The organism is Lysinibacillus sp. RU7 (assembly GCF_057837305.1).
On record NZ_JBYQFK010000013.1, the window covers coordinates 59,075 to 73,463 of the forward strand.

At 40.7% G+C, this 14,389-nt stretch carries 11 protein-coding genes; all 11 read left to right on the forward strand.

The window, feature by feature from the left end:
- Nucleotides 1–86 precede the first annotated feature (86 nt).
- The 11 genes from AC3II9_RS11195 to AC3II9_RS11245 all read left to right on the forward strand — a co-directional run bounded on the left by AC3II9_RS11195 (nt 87) and on the right by AC3II9_RS11245 (nt 14,323).
- Nucleotides 87–2,462, forward strand: coding sequence for a DUF8725 domain-containing protein (locus AC3II9_RS11195; RefSeq protein ID WP_489155472.1), 2,376 nt, complete (start codon nt 87–89; stop codon nt 2,460–2,462).
- Nucleotides 2,459–3,409, forward strand: coding sequence for an ABC transporter ATP-binding protein (locus AC3II9_RS11200; protein WP_489155474.1), 951 nt, complete (start codon nt 2,459–2,461; stop codon nt 3,407–3,409). The genes AC3II9_RS11195 and AC3II9_RS11200 overlap by 4 nt, the downstream gene beginning before the upstream one ends.
- Complete coding sequence (locus AC3II9_RS11205; protein WP_391371855.1) at nt 3,390–4,250, forward strand: ABC transporter permease; 861 nt, start codon at nt 3,390–3,392, stop codon at nt 4,248–4,250. The genes AC3II9_RS11200 and AC3II9_RS11205 overlap by 20 nt, the downstream gene beginning before the upstream one ends.
- 12 nt (nt 4,251–4,262) lie before the next feature.
- On the forward strand, nt 4,263–5,669 hold the full coding sequence (locus tag AC3II9_RS11210; protein ID WP_489155476.1) for a DUF8809 domain-containing protein: 1,407 nt from the start codon (nt 4,263–4,265) through the stop codon (nt 5,667–5,669).
- Between the two features lie 10 nt (nt 5,670–5,679).
- Nucleotides 5,680–6,675, forward strand: a complete 996-nt coding sequence (locus AC3II9_RS11215) for an AAA family ATPase (protein WP_489155477.1) — start codon at nt 5,680–5,682, stop codon at nt 6,673–6,675.
- Nucleotides 6,672–7,547 (forward strand): DUF58 domain-containing protein, encoded by an 876-nt coding sequence (locus AC3II9_RS11220; RefSeq protein WP_489155479.1) that lies wholly within the window; start codon nt 6,672–6,674, stop codon nt 7,545–7,547. Before AC3II9_RS11215 ends, AC3II9_RS11220 begins: the two co-directional genes overlap by 4 nt.
- 11 nt (nt 7,548–7,558) lie before the next feature.
- The gene (locus AC3II9_RS11225; protein ID WP_489155480.1) at nt 7,559–9,304 is read left to right on the forward strand and encodes a vWA domain-containing protein; all 1,746 of its coding nucleotides are present in this window, start codon (nt 7,559–7,561) and stop codon (nt 9,302–9,304) included.
- Nucleotides 9,288–11,870, forward strand: coding sequence for a VWA domain-containing protein (locus AC3II9_RS11230; protein WP_489155482.1), 2,583 nt, complete (start codon nt 9,288–9,290; stop codon nt 11,868–11,870). The genes AC3II9_RS11225 and AC3II9_RS11230 overlap by 17 nt, the downstream gene beginning before the upstream one ends.
- A gap of 53 nt (nt 11,871–11,923) precedes the next feature.
- On the forward strand, nt 11,924–12,256 hold the full coding sequence (locus AC3II9_RS11235; protein WP_489155483.1) for a hypothetical protein: 333 nt from the start codon (nt 11,924–11,926) through the stop codon (nt 12,254–12,256).
- 341 nt (nt 12,257–12,597) lie between these two features.
- A complete protein-coding gene (locus tag AC3II9_RS11240) occupies nt 12,598–13,149 on the forward strand; it encodes a type II toxin-antitoxin system HicB family antitoxin (protein ID WP_489155485.1) in 552 nt (183 codons plus the stop codon).
- 169 nt (nt 13,150–13,318) lie between these two features.
- Complete coding sequence (locus AC3II9_RS11245; protein ID WP_489155487.1) at nt 13,319–14,323, forward strand: NAD(P)H-dependent flavin oxidoreductase; 1,005 nt, start codon at nt 13,319–13,321, stop codon at nt 14,321–14,323.
- Nucleotides 14,324–14,389: the final 66 nt, after the last annotated feature.

Here is a 14,389-nt window from a genome sequence, read left to right on the forward strand (position 1 = left end):
CACCATTTTCAAAAATACCAATTTTTTCAGGAACTTCTTGAAGCTGTATTCGTACTAATTATAGAGAGGGAAAAGGAGATGAGATTGTGAATAAGAAAATTGCGCTATTGTTTAGCTTACTTATGTTTTTCATTATAAGCTTTCCGTACAGTGAAGCATTTGCTAGTGCACAGCTAGATGTACAAGCAGAAATTGGCATAAACAATAAAATTAAACAAGAACGGGCAACCCCGCTCACTGTCACGATTACAAATAACGGAGATAGCTTTTCCGGTGACTTTGTGATTGACGCGGAAGTGAGCTATAGTTTAGGGTCTGCACTCGTTTTTCCATTAGACATCGGGAGTGGGGAAAGTAAAACATTCCAAATTTATTTAGATGGCTATTCGGATAACTTAATGTATACAATGCCGAGGGAAGATTATTTCCACTTCTATGAGGGTGGCATTGAAAAAGGTAAGAAAATAGACTACTCCGGTGATCATTATGTGACACCAAGAATGTTAGACTATGATTCTAAATTGTTATTTGTCGTGACAAACAATGAGGATCGACTTAGCGGCGTGAAACGGCTCAATCAGTTTACGGCTATGAATACGGAAATCATCTTTATTAATAATCCGAGTAATGTGTATTTAGCTGAAGAGCCACGTGCACTTCAAATGGTCGATTACATTTTATTTGATGAGATGGCCATTAGTGATCTAAGCGATAAGCAACAGCAAGCGTTATATAGCTGGGTGCAACAAGGTGGTACGGTATTAGTCGGTGCAAATGATTTTGGCGCGGGCGCAGCAGGCGTATTTGAAGAGAGCTTACCGCTTGTTTTAGGCAATACAACGGCCACTATAACAGCAGATGAATTGGCTGGAATCACAAACAACGGTGTGTTTACAGCAGATATAGAAGTAAACAATGCTACATTAAAGGATGATGCCGCGAATCACCTCCTAGTAAATGGTAAAATGTTGATGGCCGAAACACAAATTGGTAAAGGTCGTATTATGCAAACGACATTTTCTTTAGGAGATGAACCGCTTTCGAGTATGGCAGGTTATGGTAAATTGTTGGCGGAAATATTAGCGTTAACAAATTACAATCATCAATTTAACGGATATCAAAGTGCTGCTGGCTATGGAGCGAACTGGACGTACGTAAATGAATTATTCCCATCATTCAAATTTACTTCGGGTTGGGTTATTGCGATTATTATTATTTATATTATAGTTATTGGTCCTGTTCTTTACTTTATATTAAAGCGTTTTGATAAACGTGAAAAAATGTGGATATACGTCCCTATTGCAGCAGTAGTAACATCGCTATTGTTCTTCGTATTCGGTGCAAAAGACCGGCTATTAAACCCTCAAATACAGCAAATGGCCCTTTACGAAGTCCAAGAAGATGGCACGTTAATCGGCTCTTATACCAATGCCCTTTTATCTAACAAAGGCGGTGATTTTGTATTTGAAACCGATGCACAAACGACAGCGGTCGCTTATGGTGCTCACAGTAATCTAACATCTAGTGAACTACACAAAAAATCATACATTCAACAAACAGCTAATGGACAACGATTAACGTTAAATAATATGGATTATTGGTCTGTTCAATCAATTGTTGGGAAAACCACGATTAGCCAAGCAGGAAAGCTCGATGTAAAACTGACATTATCGAACGGTATTTTATCTGGTACAGTCACGAATAACTTACCGGTGGATTTAAAGCAAGTGAAAGTATTAAGCGGCGTAAAGGAATATGAACTCGGGGATATTAAAGCAAATGAAACGCTTGAGGTGAAGGAAGATATTAAATCTCAAACGTTATCAACACCCATTCATAACTACTCGTATCAACACAATTTTTCTTCGGATGAAGAACTATTCAATACAAAGTTAGACAATATGAAAGGGTCTGCAATCGAATCTGTGTTGAATCAAAACAAACCTGTGATTGTTGGTTGGTCCGATGTCTCGCTAGTCCCAGTGCAGCTAGTAGGAAATGCTGAAACGACAGCGATGAGCTATTTTGTACAATCGATTTCCCCTGAGGTGATTTTAGACGGGAATGTAACGTTTACAGTAGATGATACGATGGCAAATCTTGAACCGCTTGGTATGGCGCAACACGGCTATATTGAAAACAATGATATTTACAATGCGTATATAAGTGACGGCGAGTTCCGCGTAATATATGAGTTACTAGCAGATATTGATTTAGCAAATATTGCATGGGATTCATTGCAAATCAAATATAAAGACAGTGTGCTTTATACAGAAATTTATAATCATACAACGGATTCTTATGAGCCACTTGATAGCGCTAAAGTGACGTTAACGGAAAATGTACAAAACTACATCAATGCTGAACGTCAACTTATATTAAAGGTGTCACGCGTCGGTATGGATGATGGCATGCCCGTACAGCTTCCTACGTTTGAACTGAAGGGAGTAGTGAAAAAATGATTGAAATTAAAGGACTCACAAAGAAATATGGACAGTTTACTGCGCTCGATCAGTTAGATTTGGTCATTCCAGAAGGCGTTGTGTTCGGCTTTGTTGGGGCAAACGGGGCAGGGAAATCCACAACATTTTCGATTCTTTCTACCCTTTTAGCCCCGACGAGTGGAACGGCACATGTAAATGGGATCAATGTCGTGGAAAATCCAGTCGAAGTGCGGAGACAGCTCGGGTATATGCCAGACTTTTTCGGTGTTTATGACCAATTAAAAGCTGAGGAATATTTAGATTTTTACGGTGCAAGCTACGGGCTTTCTGCAAAAGAGCGAGAAAAGCTAATTCCAGAACTATTGGAACTTGTCAATTTAACCGATAAACGGTACGACTATGTGGATTTATTGTCCCGAGGGATGAAACAACGATTGTGTTTAGCTCGGACGCTTATTCATGACCCAAAAGTGCTCATATTAGATGAGCCAGCATCTGGTTTAGACCCACGAGCTCGCAGTGAAATGCGTGATATTTTAAAGCATTTAAAAACACTCGGCAAAACGATTTTAATTTCGTCGCATATTTTACCTGAACTGGCGGAGATGTGTGATGAGCTCGGTGTGCTGGATAAAGGACGTTTAATTGCGCAGGGAAATGTAGCAACGATTCACGCGCAGTTAACAGGGGATAAAGAAATGACCATTAAAGTGATGGGCGATGTAGCATGTGCAGTTCGACATTTCGAAGAGGACCCGAATATTAGTGCGATTGAAGCAAATGCAGAAGAAGGTATCATTACGTTTTTATACCGTGGTACGAAAGAAGAACAGGTGGAAATGTTGAAAAAGGCGCTGTTATCGGATATTGCTATTTATAGTGCCAATGAAGTCGAAAAAGATTTAGAGGACATTTTTATGGCGATTACGAAGGAGGCGCAAAACAATGATGCAAAAACTGTATAATCCTGTATTAATGAAGGAATTGAAATTGCGCTTTCGTTTCTTTAAAAGTATTACGGGTCTCATGTTTTATTTATTGGCGCTATGTATCGTAGTCATTGGCTTTTTCATGATTGTGACACAATTTTCAGGCACGGGTTATTTTAGACCGTCTGAAAGTCTTTACTTATTTATGATGATTTCTGTGTTACAAATGGGGCTCGTGATGTTTATCACGCCTGGTTTAACAGCTGGTGCAATTAGTACAGAGCGTGAAAAGCAGACATTGAATATGTTACTCATGACAACACAAAGCTCGTGGCAAATTATTTTTGGGAAATTAACATCTTCTATTGCCTTTTTAGGGTTATTGTTAATGGCGGGTTTACCGATTTATAGTATCGTCTTTTTATTCGGTGGTGTTTCACCGACACAGCTATTAACAATTTTCTTCTTTTATTTTGTCACAATGGTAGCAATCGGCAGTATCGGGATCTTTTTCTCGACAGTGATTAAACGTACGATTACGTCGATGATTGCCACATATGGCGCGATGATTTTTTTAGGCGGCTTTACAGCATTTTTCTTCTTTATTGGTATCGTCATTGATCAGTCGGCGATGGCAACAATGAGCTCAAGTCAAACTTACACACCGTTCTCACCGATTACGTATTTTTGGGCGAGTATTAATCCAGGCGCACTCATGTTAACGATTTTATCGAGTGATATGCAAGAAGGTCTTTATTCGACTGTCGGTGTTCGACTTCCTATTTGGATTCCGTATTTAATTTTCTATGTAGGTGTAACCGTGACAATGCTTGTGCTGTCAGTGAAAAAACTTCGTGTCAATATGAAACGAGGATAAGGAGGAGCTAGCATGGAGGAAAAGAACAGGCTATGGCAAGCTGTATTTGCTGCGCGCCGTAGTCTACTCCTTGAAAAATTGATACTGGGTGCTCAAAAAGGACTGCTTTACGCGGTCCTTTCGGCTACTATCGTGTATATCATTTCACGTCTATTTGTTTTACCGTATTATAGCCGTGTAGCGATAGGTGCGGCGGTCCTCGCGTTTTTATGGCAACTGATGCGTGTTATGACGAATCGGCTGACGAAGAAAGATGCGTTAATTTTATTGGATGCCTATTTTACGCATAATGAGCTACTGACGGCTTTAACAGCGAAAGAAGAAAATGGGCTCGTTCAATCTTTAGTGAAACAAGCGTCTATGCAAAAAGAGCAAGCGTTACAGGCGTTTAAAAAGCGACCAAAAAAATTGTTTCAATCAAAAGTACTTGCGACGACATTTGGTCTGTTCGTTTTACTGCTCGGCTTAATTGCATTACCTGCTAATACACAGCAAGAAGCAAAAGTAGTAGAAGCGGATCGGACGATTACGGAAAAAATCGACAAAGAGGTCGAGGAACAGTTAAAGAAAGAGTTGTCAGAGAAGACGAAGAAAGAATTGGAAGAACTAAAGCAAGCGTTGGAGGAAGTTGAAACGAGCGAGCAGGCGCTAAAAGAGCTCGTCAAAAAGCAAAAAGAATTGATGAAGCAAGAACAACAACTTGCTGAACAACAGCAAAAGAACGAATTATCAGCAGGTGAGTTGCAGCAGTTAAATGAGCTTGCTTCTTTAAATAAAGAACTAGCTTCTGCAGCAGGTGAGGCGCAAAGTTCATTGAGTAAGCTTGGAAAGCCAATTGATTTAAATTTACAAAAAACAATTGCCAATATGAATCCATCATCTTCTTTAAGCCAAAGTACCGGTCAACCAGGCACGACAAGCTCAAGCGGACAGCAAAATACGAATAATAATAGCTCACAAAGTAATGGAAGTGGGCAAAGTGGAGGGTCAGGTCAAGGGACAAATCAAGGCCAATCATCCACGAATAATAACAACAGCTCAGGGCAATCTGGCGGTAGTGGGCAAGGGCAAGGGGCTGGTAGTGGAAGTGGTGCTGGTTCCGGCAGTGGTTCGGGAAGTGGTAGCGGTGGCAAAGGTGGTTTAATGGGCGGCACAGGTTCTGGCGGTCGCGATTTATTAGCGGTTCCGCATCGTATTGGTGGATCAAGCGATATGACAGTGGATTCTGGCAAAATAGGTGAAGGCGATACGATTGAAGAAAAAGGTTACGTTCCTGCGACAAGAGGTGACGTGCGCCCATACGAAGAGGTAGTTGGCACATACAAAGATAGCTATATGCAATCTACTGAACGATTGCAGCTACCGAGTGATTTACAACAAATGGTGCAACATTATTTTACATCAATAGAAACAGACTAGGGGGATGAGCATGGCTTTTCATGAACAACAATACGAACAAATGAGTAAACATTTACTCGCAGTAAGAGAGGAAATCGGCAAGTTTATTGTCGGGCAAGAAGAAGCAGTCGAGTTTACACTCTATGGGATTTTAGCAGATGGACATGTGCTGTTAGAAGGGTTGCCTGGACTTGGGAAAACGATGCTCGTTCGTACGATTGCTAACGTACTGGAGCTGAGCTTTTCCCGGATTCAATTTACACCCGATTTAATGCCAGCAGATATTACAGGAACGAGCATGATTGAACGTTTAGAAAATGGCAAGCAGCAGTTTACATTTCAAAAAGGACCGGTTTTCAGTCAGATTGTGCTAGCCGATGAAATTAACCGGGCAACACCGAAAACGCAAAGTGCATTACTTGAAGCGATGGGCGAAAAAACGGTAACGGTACTTGGCGATACGAGGTCAATGGAACGACCATTTTTTGTGTTAGCCACACAAAACCCAATTGAAATGGAAGGGACGTACCCACTGCCAGAAGCACAGCTTGACCGTTTCTTATGTAAAGTATTGCTTCCATATCCTTCTAAGCAACATTTGTTAACGATTATGGAACGGACAACAGGTGCTGTATCGGCGGAGCTGTCAAAAGTAATGGATACCGAACAGTTATTACAGGCACAGCAGATGGCAAAAGAAGTCATGATTGCACAGGATATTCTTGCGTATGCGGTGGATATTGTCACAGCGACGAACCCATTTGATGCGAGTGCCCTTGATGAAGTGAAGCAATTTGTGCAATATGGTAGCGGTCCACGCGGAGTGCAAAGTGTCATTAAACTGGCAAAGGCACGCGCGCTGATGCATGGGCGTTTCCATGTGTCGATAGCAGATATTAAAGCGGTAGCAAAACCTGCCCTTCGTCACCGCATTTTACTCAATTATGAAGGAGAAGCGTCGGAGAAAACAACGGATGATATAGTGGAAATCATTTTAACAAAAGTACAGCAAGGAGCATCCGTATGACGAAGGAGCTACTGTTACAAAGTGAGTGGCAGAAAAGAATTGGGTCATCGAAGCTTGCAACTAAATCTAAGCTGCGTGGTCAACATAAAGGCTCACACCGTTCCAATCGCTTTGGCTCCTCGATGGATTTTAGTGATTTCCGTGAATACCATCCGGGTGATGATGTACGTCAAGTAGACTGGAATGTATACGCTCGTACAGAAAAGTATTTTATTAAACGTTTTTTAGACGAGCAAGAAATGAGAGTACATATTTTACTTGATGCATCGAAATCGATGGTTCATCCAGAAAAATGGTTGCTTGCAAGGCAGTTAGCGCTCGCACTTGGTCAGCTCGTATTACAAAATGATGACCGGCTTTCTTTTTCCGTTATTTCAGCACAACAGGTCATACCGTTTCGTAAAAAAGGTGCAACGTATAAGCAAGCGTTTGCGCATACAATGGCTAGTTTGCAACCACCATCCTTAAAGGATTCATTTGTACAGCATGCCATGAAACAGCTGGCAAAAGGGCAAACGGTGCTCATACTGATTACAGATGGACTTGAGCCGATTGCTGAGTGGGAGGCGCTTATTAAACGATTACCACGCTATGCTGGCGATATTCGGATTATTCAAATTGAAACACAGGAAGAAATGAAACCGAACTTTACTGGGGATGTAGAGCTTTATGATGTTGAAACAGATGAGAAATTAAATATTTCTGTGTCCAATCAAATGATCCAACAGTATATCAATAAAAAAACAGAGCACGAAAAAAAATTCCAGCTTCTTTGCGCTAAATATGGTGTAGCAACAATTCAACTCGTTGCGGAAGAAGGGTTTTCCAACGCTTTTTTCCACCGCCTAAAAAAAGAGAATTGGATTATGTGAGGTGACGATGAATGGGCTTTATGAATTTCGCTTTTATCGGGATGATTATTTTTCCAATCATCGTCCTGCTGTATTATTTTTTCCGAAAGAAATATACGAAACAAACCGTTTCCTCCACCCTTTTTTGGGAAGAACTTATGCAGGAAACAAAAGCTTCTCCGTATTTAAAAAAGCTACAAAAAAACATCCTATTATTTTTACAACTGGCGGCGCTTCTTTTGCTTGTTTTCGCATTGATGAAGCCTTACTTGCCTAGTACGAAAATAGCAGGCGAGCAAGTCATTTTTGTAGTGGACACTTCTGCTACAATGCTTGCTGGGAAAGAGGCCACAACGTTTGAACAGCATAAATATAAGATGAAGCAATTATTAAAAGACATGGATGGGAAAAGTATCACGCTTGTGACGACAGGACGCCAGCCGACTGTTGTGCTACGTGAAGAAACAAATACTGCTGAAGTTGAAAAGGCAGTAGATACTTTAGAAGTTACATATGAACAGGAACATATGGATAAAGCGGTTGAAGTCGTACAAGCATTTATTGGTCAACGGACGACGGCGATCTATGTTTTTACGGATTCCTTAGAAAAGCAACAACTACCCGTTGAAAGTGCTTTTGTAGAATGGCATGTATATGGACAAACCGAGGAGTTAAATAATGTAGCGATTACGAAGTTTGCAGCAACTGCTCAAGGGGAACAGACGACAGCACTGGTGCAGCTAACAAATGAAACCGATCAAACACAAAACATCACGATTGATTTATATAGTAAGGATCAGCGTCTTGTTTCAGAGCAGCTCACACTGGAGCAGCATGACACAATAAGCCATTTATTTGATCAATTACCACTGACGCCGACGATTACAGCGAAAATTGAAGTCAATGATGATTATGCATTAGATAATGAATGGGTTACAACTATCCAGCAGGAGACAATGGAGGTCATGCTCGATCCATCAACACACGCCCTTGTTCAAAAAGGCTTTGCTGCTGTTTATGATCACGTCACATTTTTTGATGAAGCGACATTGAAGCAAGCAAACGAGCAGTCTTTACTCATTTCAAATGATGTTACTTTATTAGATGGACAAAGCCCGGTTATATTAATTGGTCGCAATGATGAAAGTAGTAAAGAGATGAATGCATTTGCTAGTCAGTCATCCGATGCGTTATTTAGTTTTAGTCCATTGCAAGATGTGTATGTCCAATCGATGTATCCGCCCTTTGAACAGTTTGACACGATTGCAACGGTCGATGAAGAGCCATTTATTCAATTGTCACCAAAAGGAGATATTATTGTATTAGCCGATTTACAGGCGACAGATTGGCCGCTGCATCCTTCATTCCCGTTGTTCCTATGGAGTGCCGTGCAGCAAATTTCAGCGGCAGGTGACAGCATGGGGACGTTTACACCGAAACAAGCCGCATCTATTGCGTTGCGTGAAACAGAATGGTCGATTTATAACGAAGAAGGAAAATACGTGTCATCGTTTACGAGTGGCAAACAATTTATCGCCCCGGAAAAGCCTGGTTTATACGAGCTATCATCTGAGGATGAATCAAGACTATTTTCAACCGTGCTTGCCGCAAGTGAGCGCCATATTCAATCCGGTAAAAATTTTACACTGGGGCAATTAACAAACGAAAATGAGGAAGTGGAAACGTCTACTTCTTTCGTCCCTTATATCGTATTGATAATTTTGCTGCTCATTTTAGCAGAATGGGAGGTGCAACGTAGACGTGGATTTACGAATTGATATTCCGTTCGCGCTTTTATTATTTATTCCTGTCGTGCTGTATTTTGGATTTGTATGGAAACGGCATAAGGCACAGTGGAAAAAGCTTCATTATATTGTGTATGTATTGCGTATAGCAACGGTTAGCTGCTTAATTTTTGCTTTAGCGAATCCGTATATTTTATTGCCAATTGACAAGGAGCAAGTTTTATTTCTAATCGATCATTCGGCTTCTACAAGTGCAGAAGAGGATACAGCAACGCAGTTTATACAAGAGGCTTTAACGAGTAAAGAGGATAAGCATGAAGTCGGTATTTATTCATTTGCCAGTGCGGTGCAAACAGAAGCGCTACTATCCGATGAGGTAGAAGCAGTGCCGCAATTATCGGCCATGTCAGCTGTCAGCGATACAAATATTGAGGAAGCGCTAAAAATGGTGACGAGTATTGCGGATCAGCAAAAAGCAACCCGTATCGTGTTGTTAACAGATGGGAATGAAACAGAGGGAGAGGCGTTGCTAGAAGTAAATAAATTAACAAATAGCAATGTATCAATCGATGTTGTCCCGCTTGCTAAAAGTGCAGATGAGGATATTATTTTAGAAAGCTTTGAAACACCACAAATTGCTTATGAGGGGGAACAACAACAGCTTGTCACAAACATTTATGCAGAAAACGAAAAGCAGGTCGAGCTGATCTTATATGAAAATGATGAGAAAATAGTACAGCAATCAGTCACATTGCAGGCGGGTCATAACCGCTTTACATTTAATCATATGAGCAGTGCAACAGGTTTAGTAAAGTATGAAGCTCTTGTGCAAACGGCCAATGATGCTTTTTTAGAAAATAACAAGTTAACGAGCGTGACGACTGTACAAGCAGCACCGCGTTTATTAATTGTACAAGATGATGAGGCGACCTCTAAAATTCCAGCGATTATCGGAAACAGTACGATTGATTATGCCGTGATGAGTGCATCTATGTTACCATCGTCATTATCGAGTTATTTAGCTTATAATGCGATTATTTTTGATAATGTATCAGCTCATACAGTAGGCGAAGCGAAAATGGAAGTCATTGAGCAAGCGGTAAAGCATTTTGGGGTTGGTTTTATGATGGTTGGTGGTGACCAAGCGTTCGGTTTAGGAGGCTATTTCAAAACACCGATTGAAGCGCTATTACCTGTAGAAATGGACGTGCAAGGAAAGCACGAAATGCCGTCGCTAGGGCTTGTTCTCGTCATTGACCGCTCAGGTAGTATGATGGGGAATAAGTTGGAGCTTGCAAAAGAGGCTGCGGCACGTTCCATTGAACTACTACGTGATGATGATACACTTGGTGTGATTGCCTTTGATGATCGACCGTGGCCGATTATCGAAACGGCGAAGCTGGCCGATAAAGAGGAAGCAACAGATGCAGTGTTATCGATTCCAGCGGGTGGCGGAACGGAAATTTATAGCTCACTTGCATTAGCCTATGAGGGGCTACAAGATTTAAAGCTACAACGGAAACATATTATTTTACTAACAGATGGTTATTCATCTACAAATATGTCATATGACGATTTAATTGCTGCTGGATTAGAAAAAAATGTCACACTGTCAACAGTTGCGATTGGGCAAGATGCTGACCGAAATTTACTGGAGTCTTTAAGTGACATGGGGAGCGGGCGTTTTTATGATGTAGTAGATGAAACAACGATTCCTTCTATTTTATCAAGGGAAACGTCTATGATGACACGAACGTATATTGAAGACAATCCGTTTTACCCGACTGTGTACAATGCAGATAAATGGAATCATTTATTTGCAGATGGTGTGGCACAAATGAATGCCTACATCGGTACAACGGCTAAACCGCTTGCTACCGTTGTTGCAGAGAGTGAAAAGGAAGATCCTGTTTTAGCCACATGGCAATATGGATTAGGGACAACAATTGCCTTTACTTCTGATGCAGCTGGTGCGTGGGCTGGCGGCTGGGCAACTTGGGTGAAATGGCGTGAATTTTGGCAAACGGCAATTGCCGAGCTTTTACCAAGCTACCACGATGTAACGTATTCCGTAACATCAGATGGCAACGGTCAATTCACCATTACAGATGTATCAAACGAAGCGGCATTTTTATCAGTAACAGCGATTAATGAGGCAGGGGAAGAGTTGCCGATTGAAACTGATGTATTATCCGCTAGTAAAATAAAAGTGTTTGCCGATGGAGAGCCTGGCCTTGTGTTCTTTAGTATTGTCAACAAAGACGGAGAAATGGTCAAAGTTGGGGTACAAATGCCGTATAGTGATGAGTATAAGCAAAGTACAACGAATACAGCACTATTAGAAACGATAGCGAATAGTAGCGGTGGTCAAGTCATTGAAAAAGCTAGTGATGTATTCCGACCGTTTCAACAAAAAGGGACAGAAAGCCGCTCGATTACAACATGGCTTCTAGTCATTGCCTTGTTATTATTCTTTGTGGATATTACACTCCGACGATTTGGCTTCTCCTTTAAAAAGAAACAAGTCGTGGGTTCTAATATAATAGAAGAAACTCCAACGAATGTTAGCGAGTTATTAAAACAACTAAAACGAAAATAATAAGCGGGAGGGATCATTCCCTCTCGTTTTTTATGAGTGGGAAGGGGATCAAAATGTATTGGGAAACGCTACCTGGATGGTTTTGGCTAATATATTACTTCTTTTTATTTACAACGTTAGTAACGGCAGGGGTTAGCATTAAGCAAAAGAAAATAAAAGGTTTGTCTATTTTAACTATTGTTTTTACTGTGACAGTTCCAGTAATAAGTATAATAAATTGTATAGGAAGAGCAGCAGGCATGAATGAATTTGAACATTTGATTAGTGAATTACAACAAGGTAAAAATTGGTCTATTTATTCCATGCTAGGATACTTCTTTTTATTCGTCTGGTGGATGTTGTTTTTGCGCAAGCGTAAGAAACAACGTGTAACGGACGATTATTAATTTGAAGAAAACCAATAATCATTCAAAATAGTGGAATTGAATTTTATACCCAATTTTATCTTTAATAGTGGTTCAATACTAAAATATGTTCTGGATTAAAAACAGAGATTGATATAAAAGCATATGGAGTGAAGGGCGGTGACTCCTGCGGGAACAGCACGCGCGGAAAATCCACTTGTATCGGGACGTGTCCCGATACAAGTTAGTTGGAGCCGTGCCCGCGGAAAGCGTCCGCCCGTAACGGAATATGCGGTCAAGTACATATTTTAGCGAAGAGCCTTAATAGTATAATAAAATATTTCGATATTCATCTTATTGTTATGTGGGAAGGTGTAGTTAATATGAAATTTGAGCACATAGCTTATCCAGCATTTATTGAGAAAGAAGCTGGTGAATACGGCGTTTATTTTCCAACATTGCTTCCTGATACGGGGTGGGAATATCCTTTAAGCACAGGCTCTACAAAAAAGGAAGCAATTAAACAAGCAAAGAAGCGTTTAGCTTATTTTCTAGCAGGTGTTTTATATGATAATGAGGATTTACCAAGTAATGCACCGATTCCTCAGGAGCTTGTGACGAAGCATATGGAAGTTATTTCCCTGAAACCGACTTATACCGATTATGCCAAGGAAATTGAAGAACATTTGACTGGGCGTCATTGGCATATTTCTTTCAATCAGGATTGGAGCAGTGATTTCAATGCTGTTGCCTACAAGAATAAGGATGGGTTATGGGATGTGAAGGCAGATGGTTTATTTATTGAAATAGAACATGACAAGTTGATGCAGATTTGTCCGACTTATCCGTTAATTTGTACGGTGCGACTACAATCTGAAGCCCAGGAAGCGTTTGATTGTTTTGTGAGAAAGATACGAGAAGGGGAAGTGTTTTGAAATAAAGGTGAGAGAAAATAATATTACCTTCTTAATTGTGCCTTTGGAAATCAATTTGGTTGTTGCTTATATCGAGTTATGATGAGTGAAAAAACTTTCTACACAATTGCATACGCTAGGTAGATTATTTAAGTTAAAAGGTTTACAATTTTTGTATGAGGTGATAAATATGCTAAAAAATTTCAATATACACAAACCGATTATTCAAGCACCGATGGCAGGTGTCACAACGCCTGCGTTTGTTGCAGCTTGTTGTGAGGCAGGTGTGCTTGGTTCTATCGGAGCCGGTTACTTAAATGGCGAGGAAACACGCGCGTTTATTCAAGAAGTAAAGCAACTAACGACTAAACCATTCAGCATTAATTTATTTGTACAGGAAGAGCCTAAGATTGATGTTCATGTATTACAAGAAGCGCGTATGGCGTTACAACCTATTTACGATGAACTTGGCATTACAGATATACCGAAAGTCATGTCGAATGAAGTATTTGAAGGGCAAATTCAAGCCGTTTTAGATGAAGAAGTGCCGATTGTGTCATTTACGTTTGGCTTGCCAAATGGAGACGTGGTTCATCGTTTAAAAGACAAAGGTATTTTTGTGATCGGTACAGCAACTACGAAAGAAGAGGCAATAGCGGTTGAAGAAGCTGGTTTTGATGCGGTTGTTTTACAAGGAGGCGAAGCAGGTGGGCATCGTGGTTCTTTCCAAGAGCCTATGCAACTTATACCAATTCGTGAGTTAGTGAAGCAAGTTGTAGGAAACGTAACGATTCCAGTGATCGCTACAGGTGGCATTATGACGCGACAACATGTGGACGAAATGCTATCGCTAGGCGTAGAGGCTGTGCAAATTGGTACAGCACTCATTACGTCAGATGAATGTGGTGTGAACGAATATCATAAAGAGGCCATTTTACATTCAAAAGAAGTGGGTACATGTGTGACGGTTGCGTTTACGGGAAAACCTGCGCGCGGTCTGATTAATAAGTTTACAGAGCAATTAAAAGACAAAATCGTTGCACCGTATCCATTGCAGCACCATTTAACGACGAAAATTCGCCAAGTCAGTGCGAAAACAGGGCATCCTGAATACTTATCCCTTTGGATGGGGGAAAATAGCTATATGGCGAGACGTGCCTCTGTCAAAGCCATCATCGACTCACTATGGGATTAATCATGTGATCAGTGGAAGCATAGGAACAGGTTTCACGTAAACTTGAACTATGCTTTTATTTGTTTA

Coding starts and splice junctions, on each gene's coding strand:
- AC3II9_RS11225 (WP_489155480.1), top strand. CDS start 7,559: ATGGGCTTTATGAATTTCGCTTTTATCGGGATGATTATTTTTCCAATC.
- AC3II9_RS11205 (WP_391371855.1), top strand. CDS start 3,390: ATGATGCAAAAACTGTATAATCCTGTATTAATGAAGGAATTGAAATTG.
- AC3II9_RS11200 (WP_489155474.1), top strand. CDS start 2,459: ATGATTGAAATTAAAGGACTCACAAAGAAATATGGACAGTTTACTGCG.
- AC3II9_RS11215 (WP_489155477.1), top strand. CDS start 5,680: ATGGCTTTTCATGAACAACAATACGAACAAATGAGTAAACATTTACTC.
- AC3II9_RS11245 (WP_489155487.1), top strand. CDS start 13,319: ATGCTAAAAAATTTCAATATACACAAACCGATTATTCAAGCACCGATG.
- AC3II9_RS11220 (WP_489155479.1), top strand. CDS start 6,672: ATGACGAAGGAGCTACTGTTACAAAGTGAGTGGCAGAAAAGAATTGGG.
- AC3II9_RS11210 (WP_489155476.1), top strand. CDS start 4,263: ATGGAGGAAAAGAACAGGCTATGGCAAGCTGTATTTGCTGCGCGCCGT.
- AC3II9_RS11235 (WP_489155483.1), top strand. CDS start 11,924: ATGTATTGGGAAACGCTACCTGGATGGTTTTGGCTAATATATTACTTC.
- AC3II9_RS11240 (WP_489155485.1), top strand. CDS start 12,598: ATGAAATTTGAGCACATAGCTTATCCAGCATTTATTGAGAAAGAAGCT.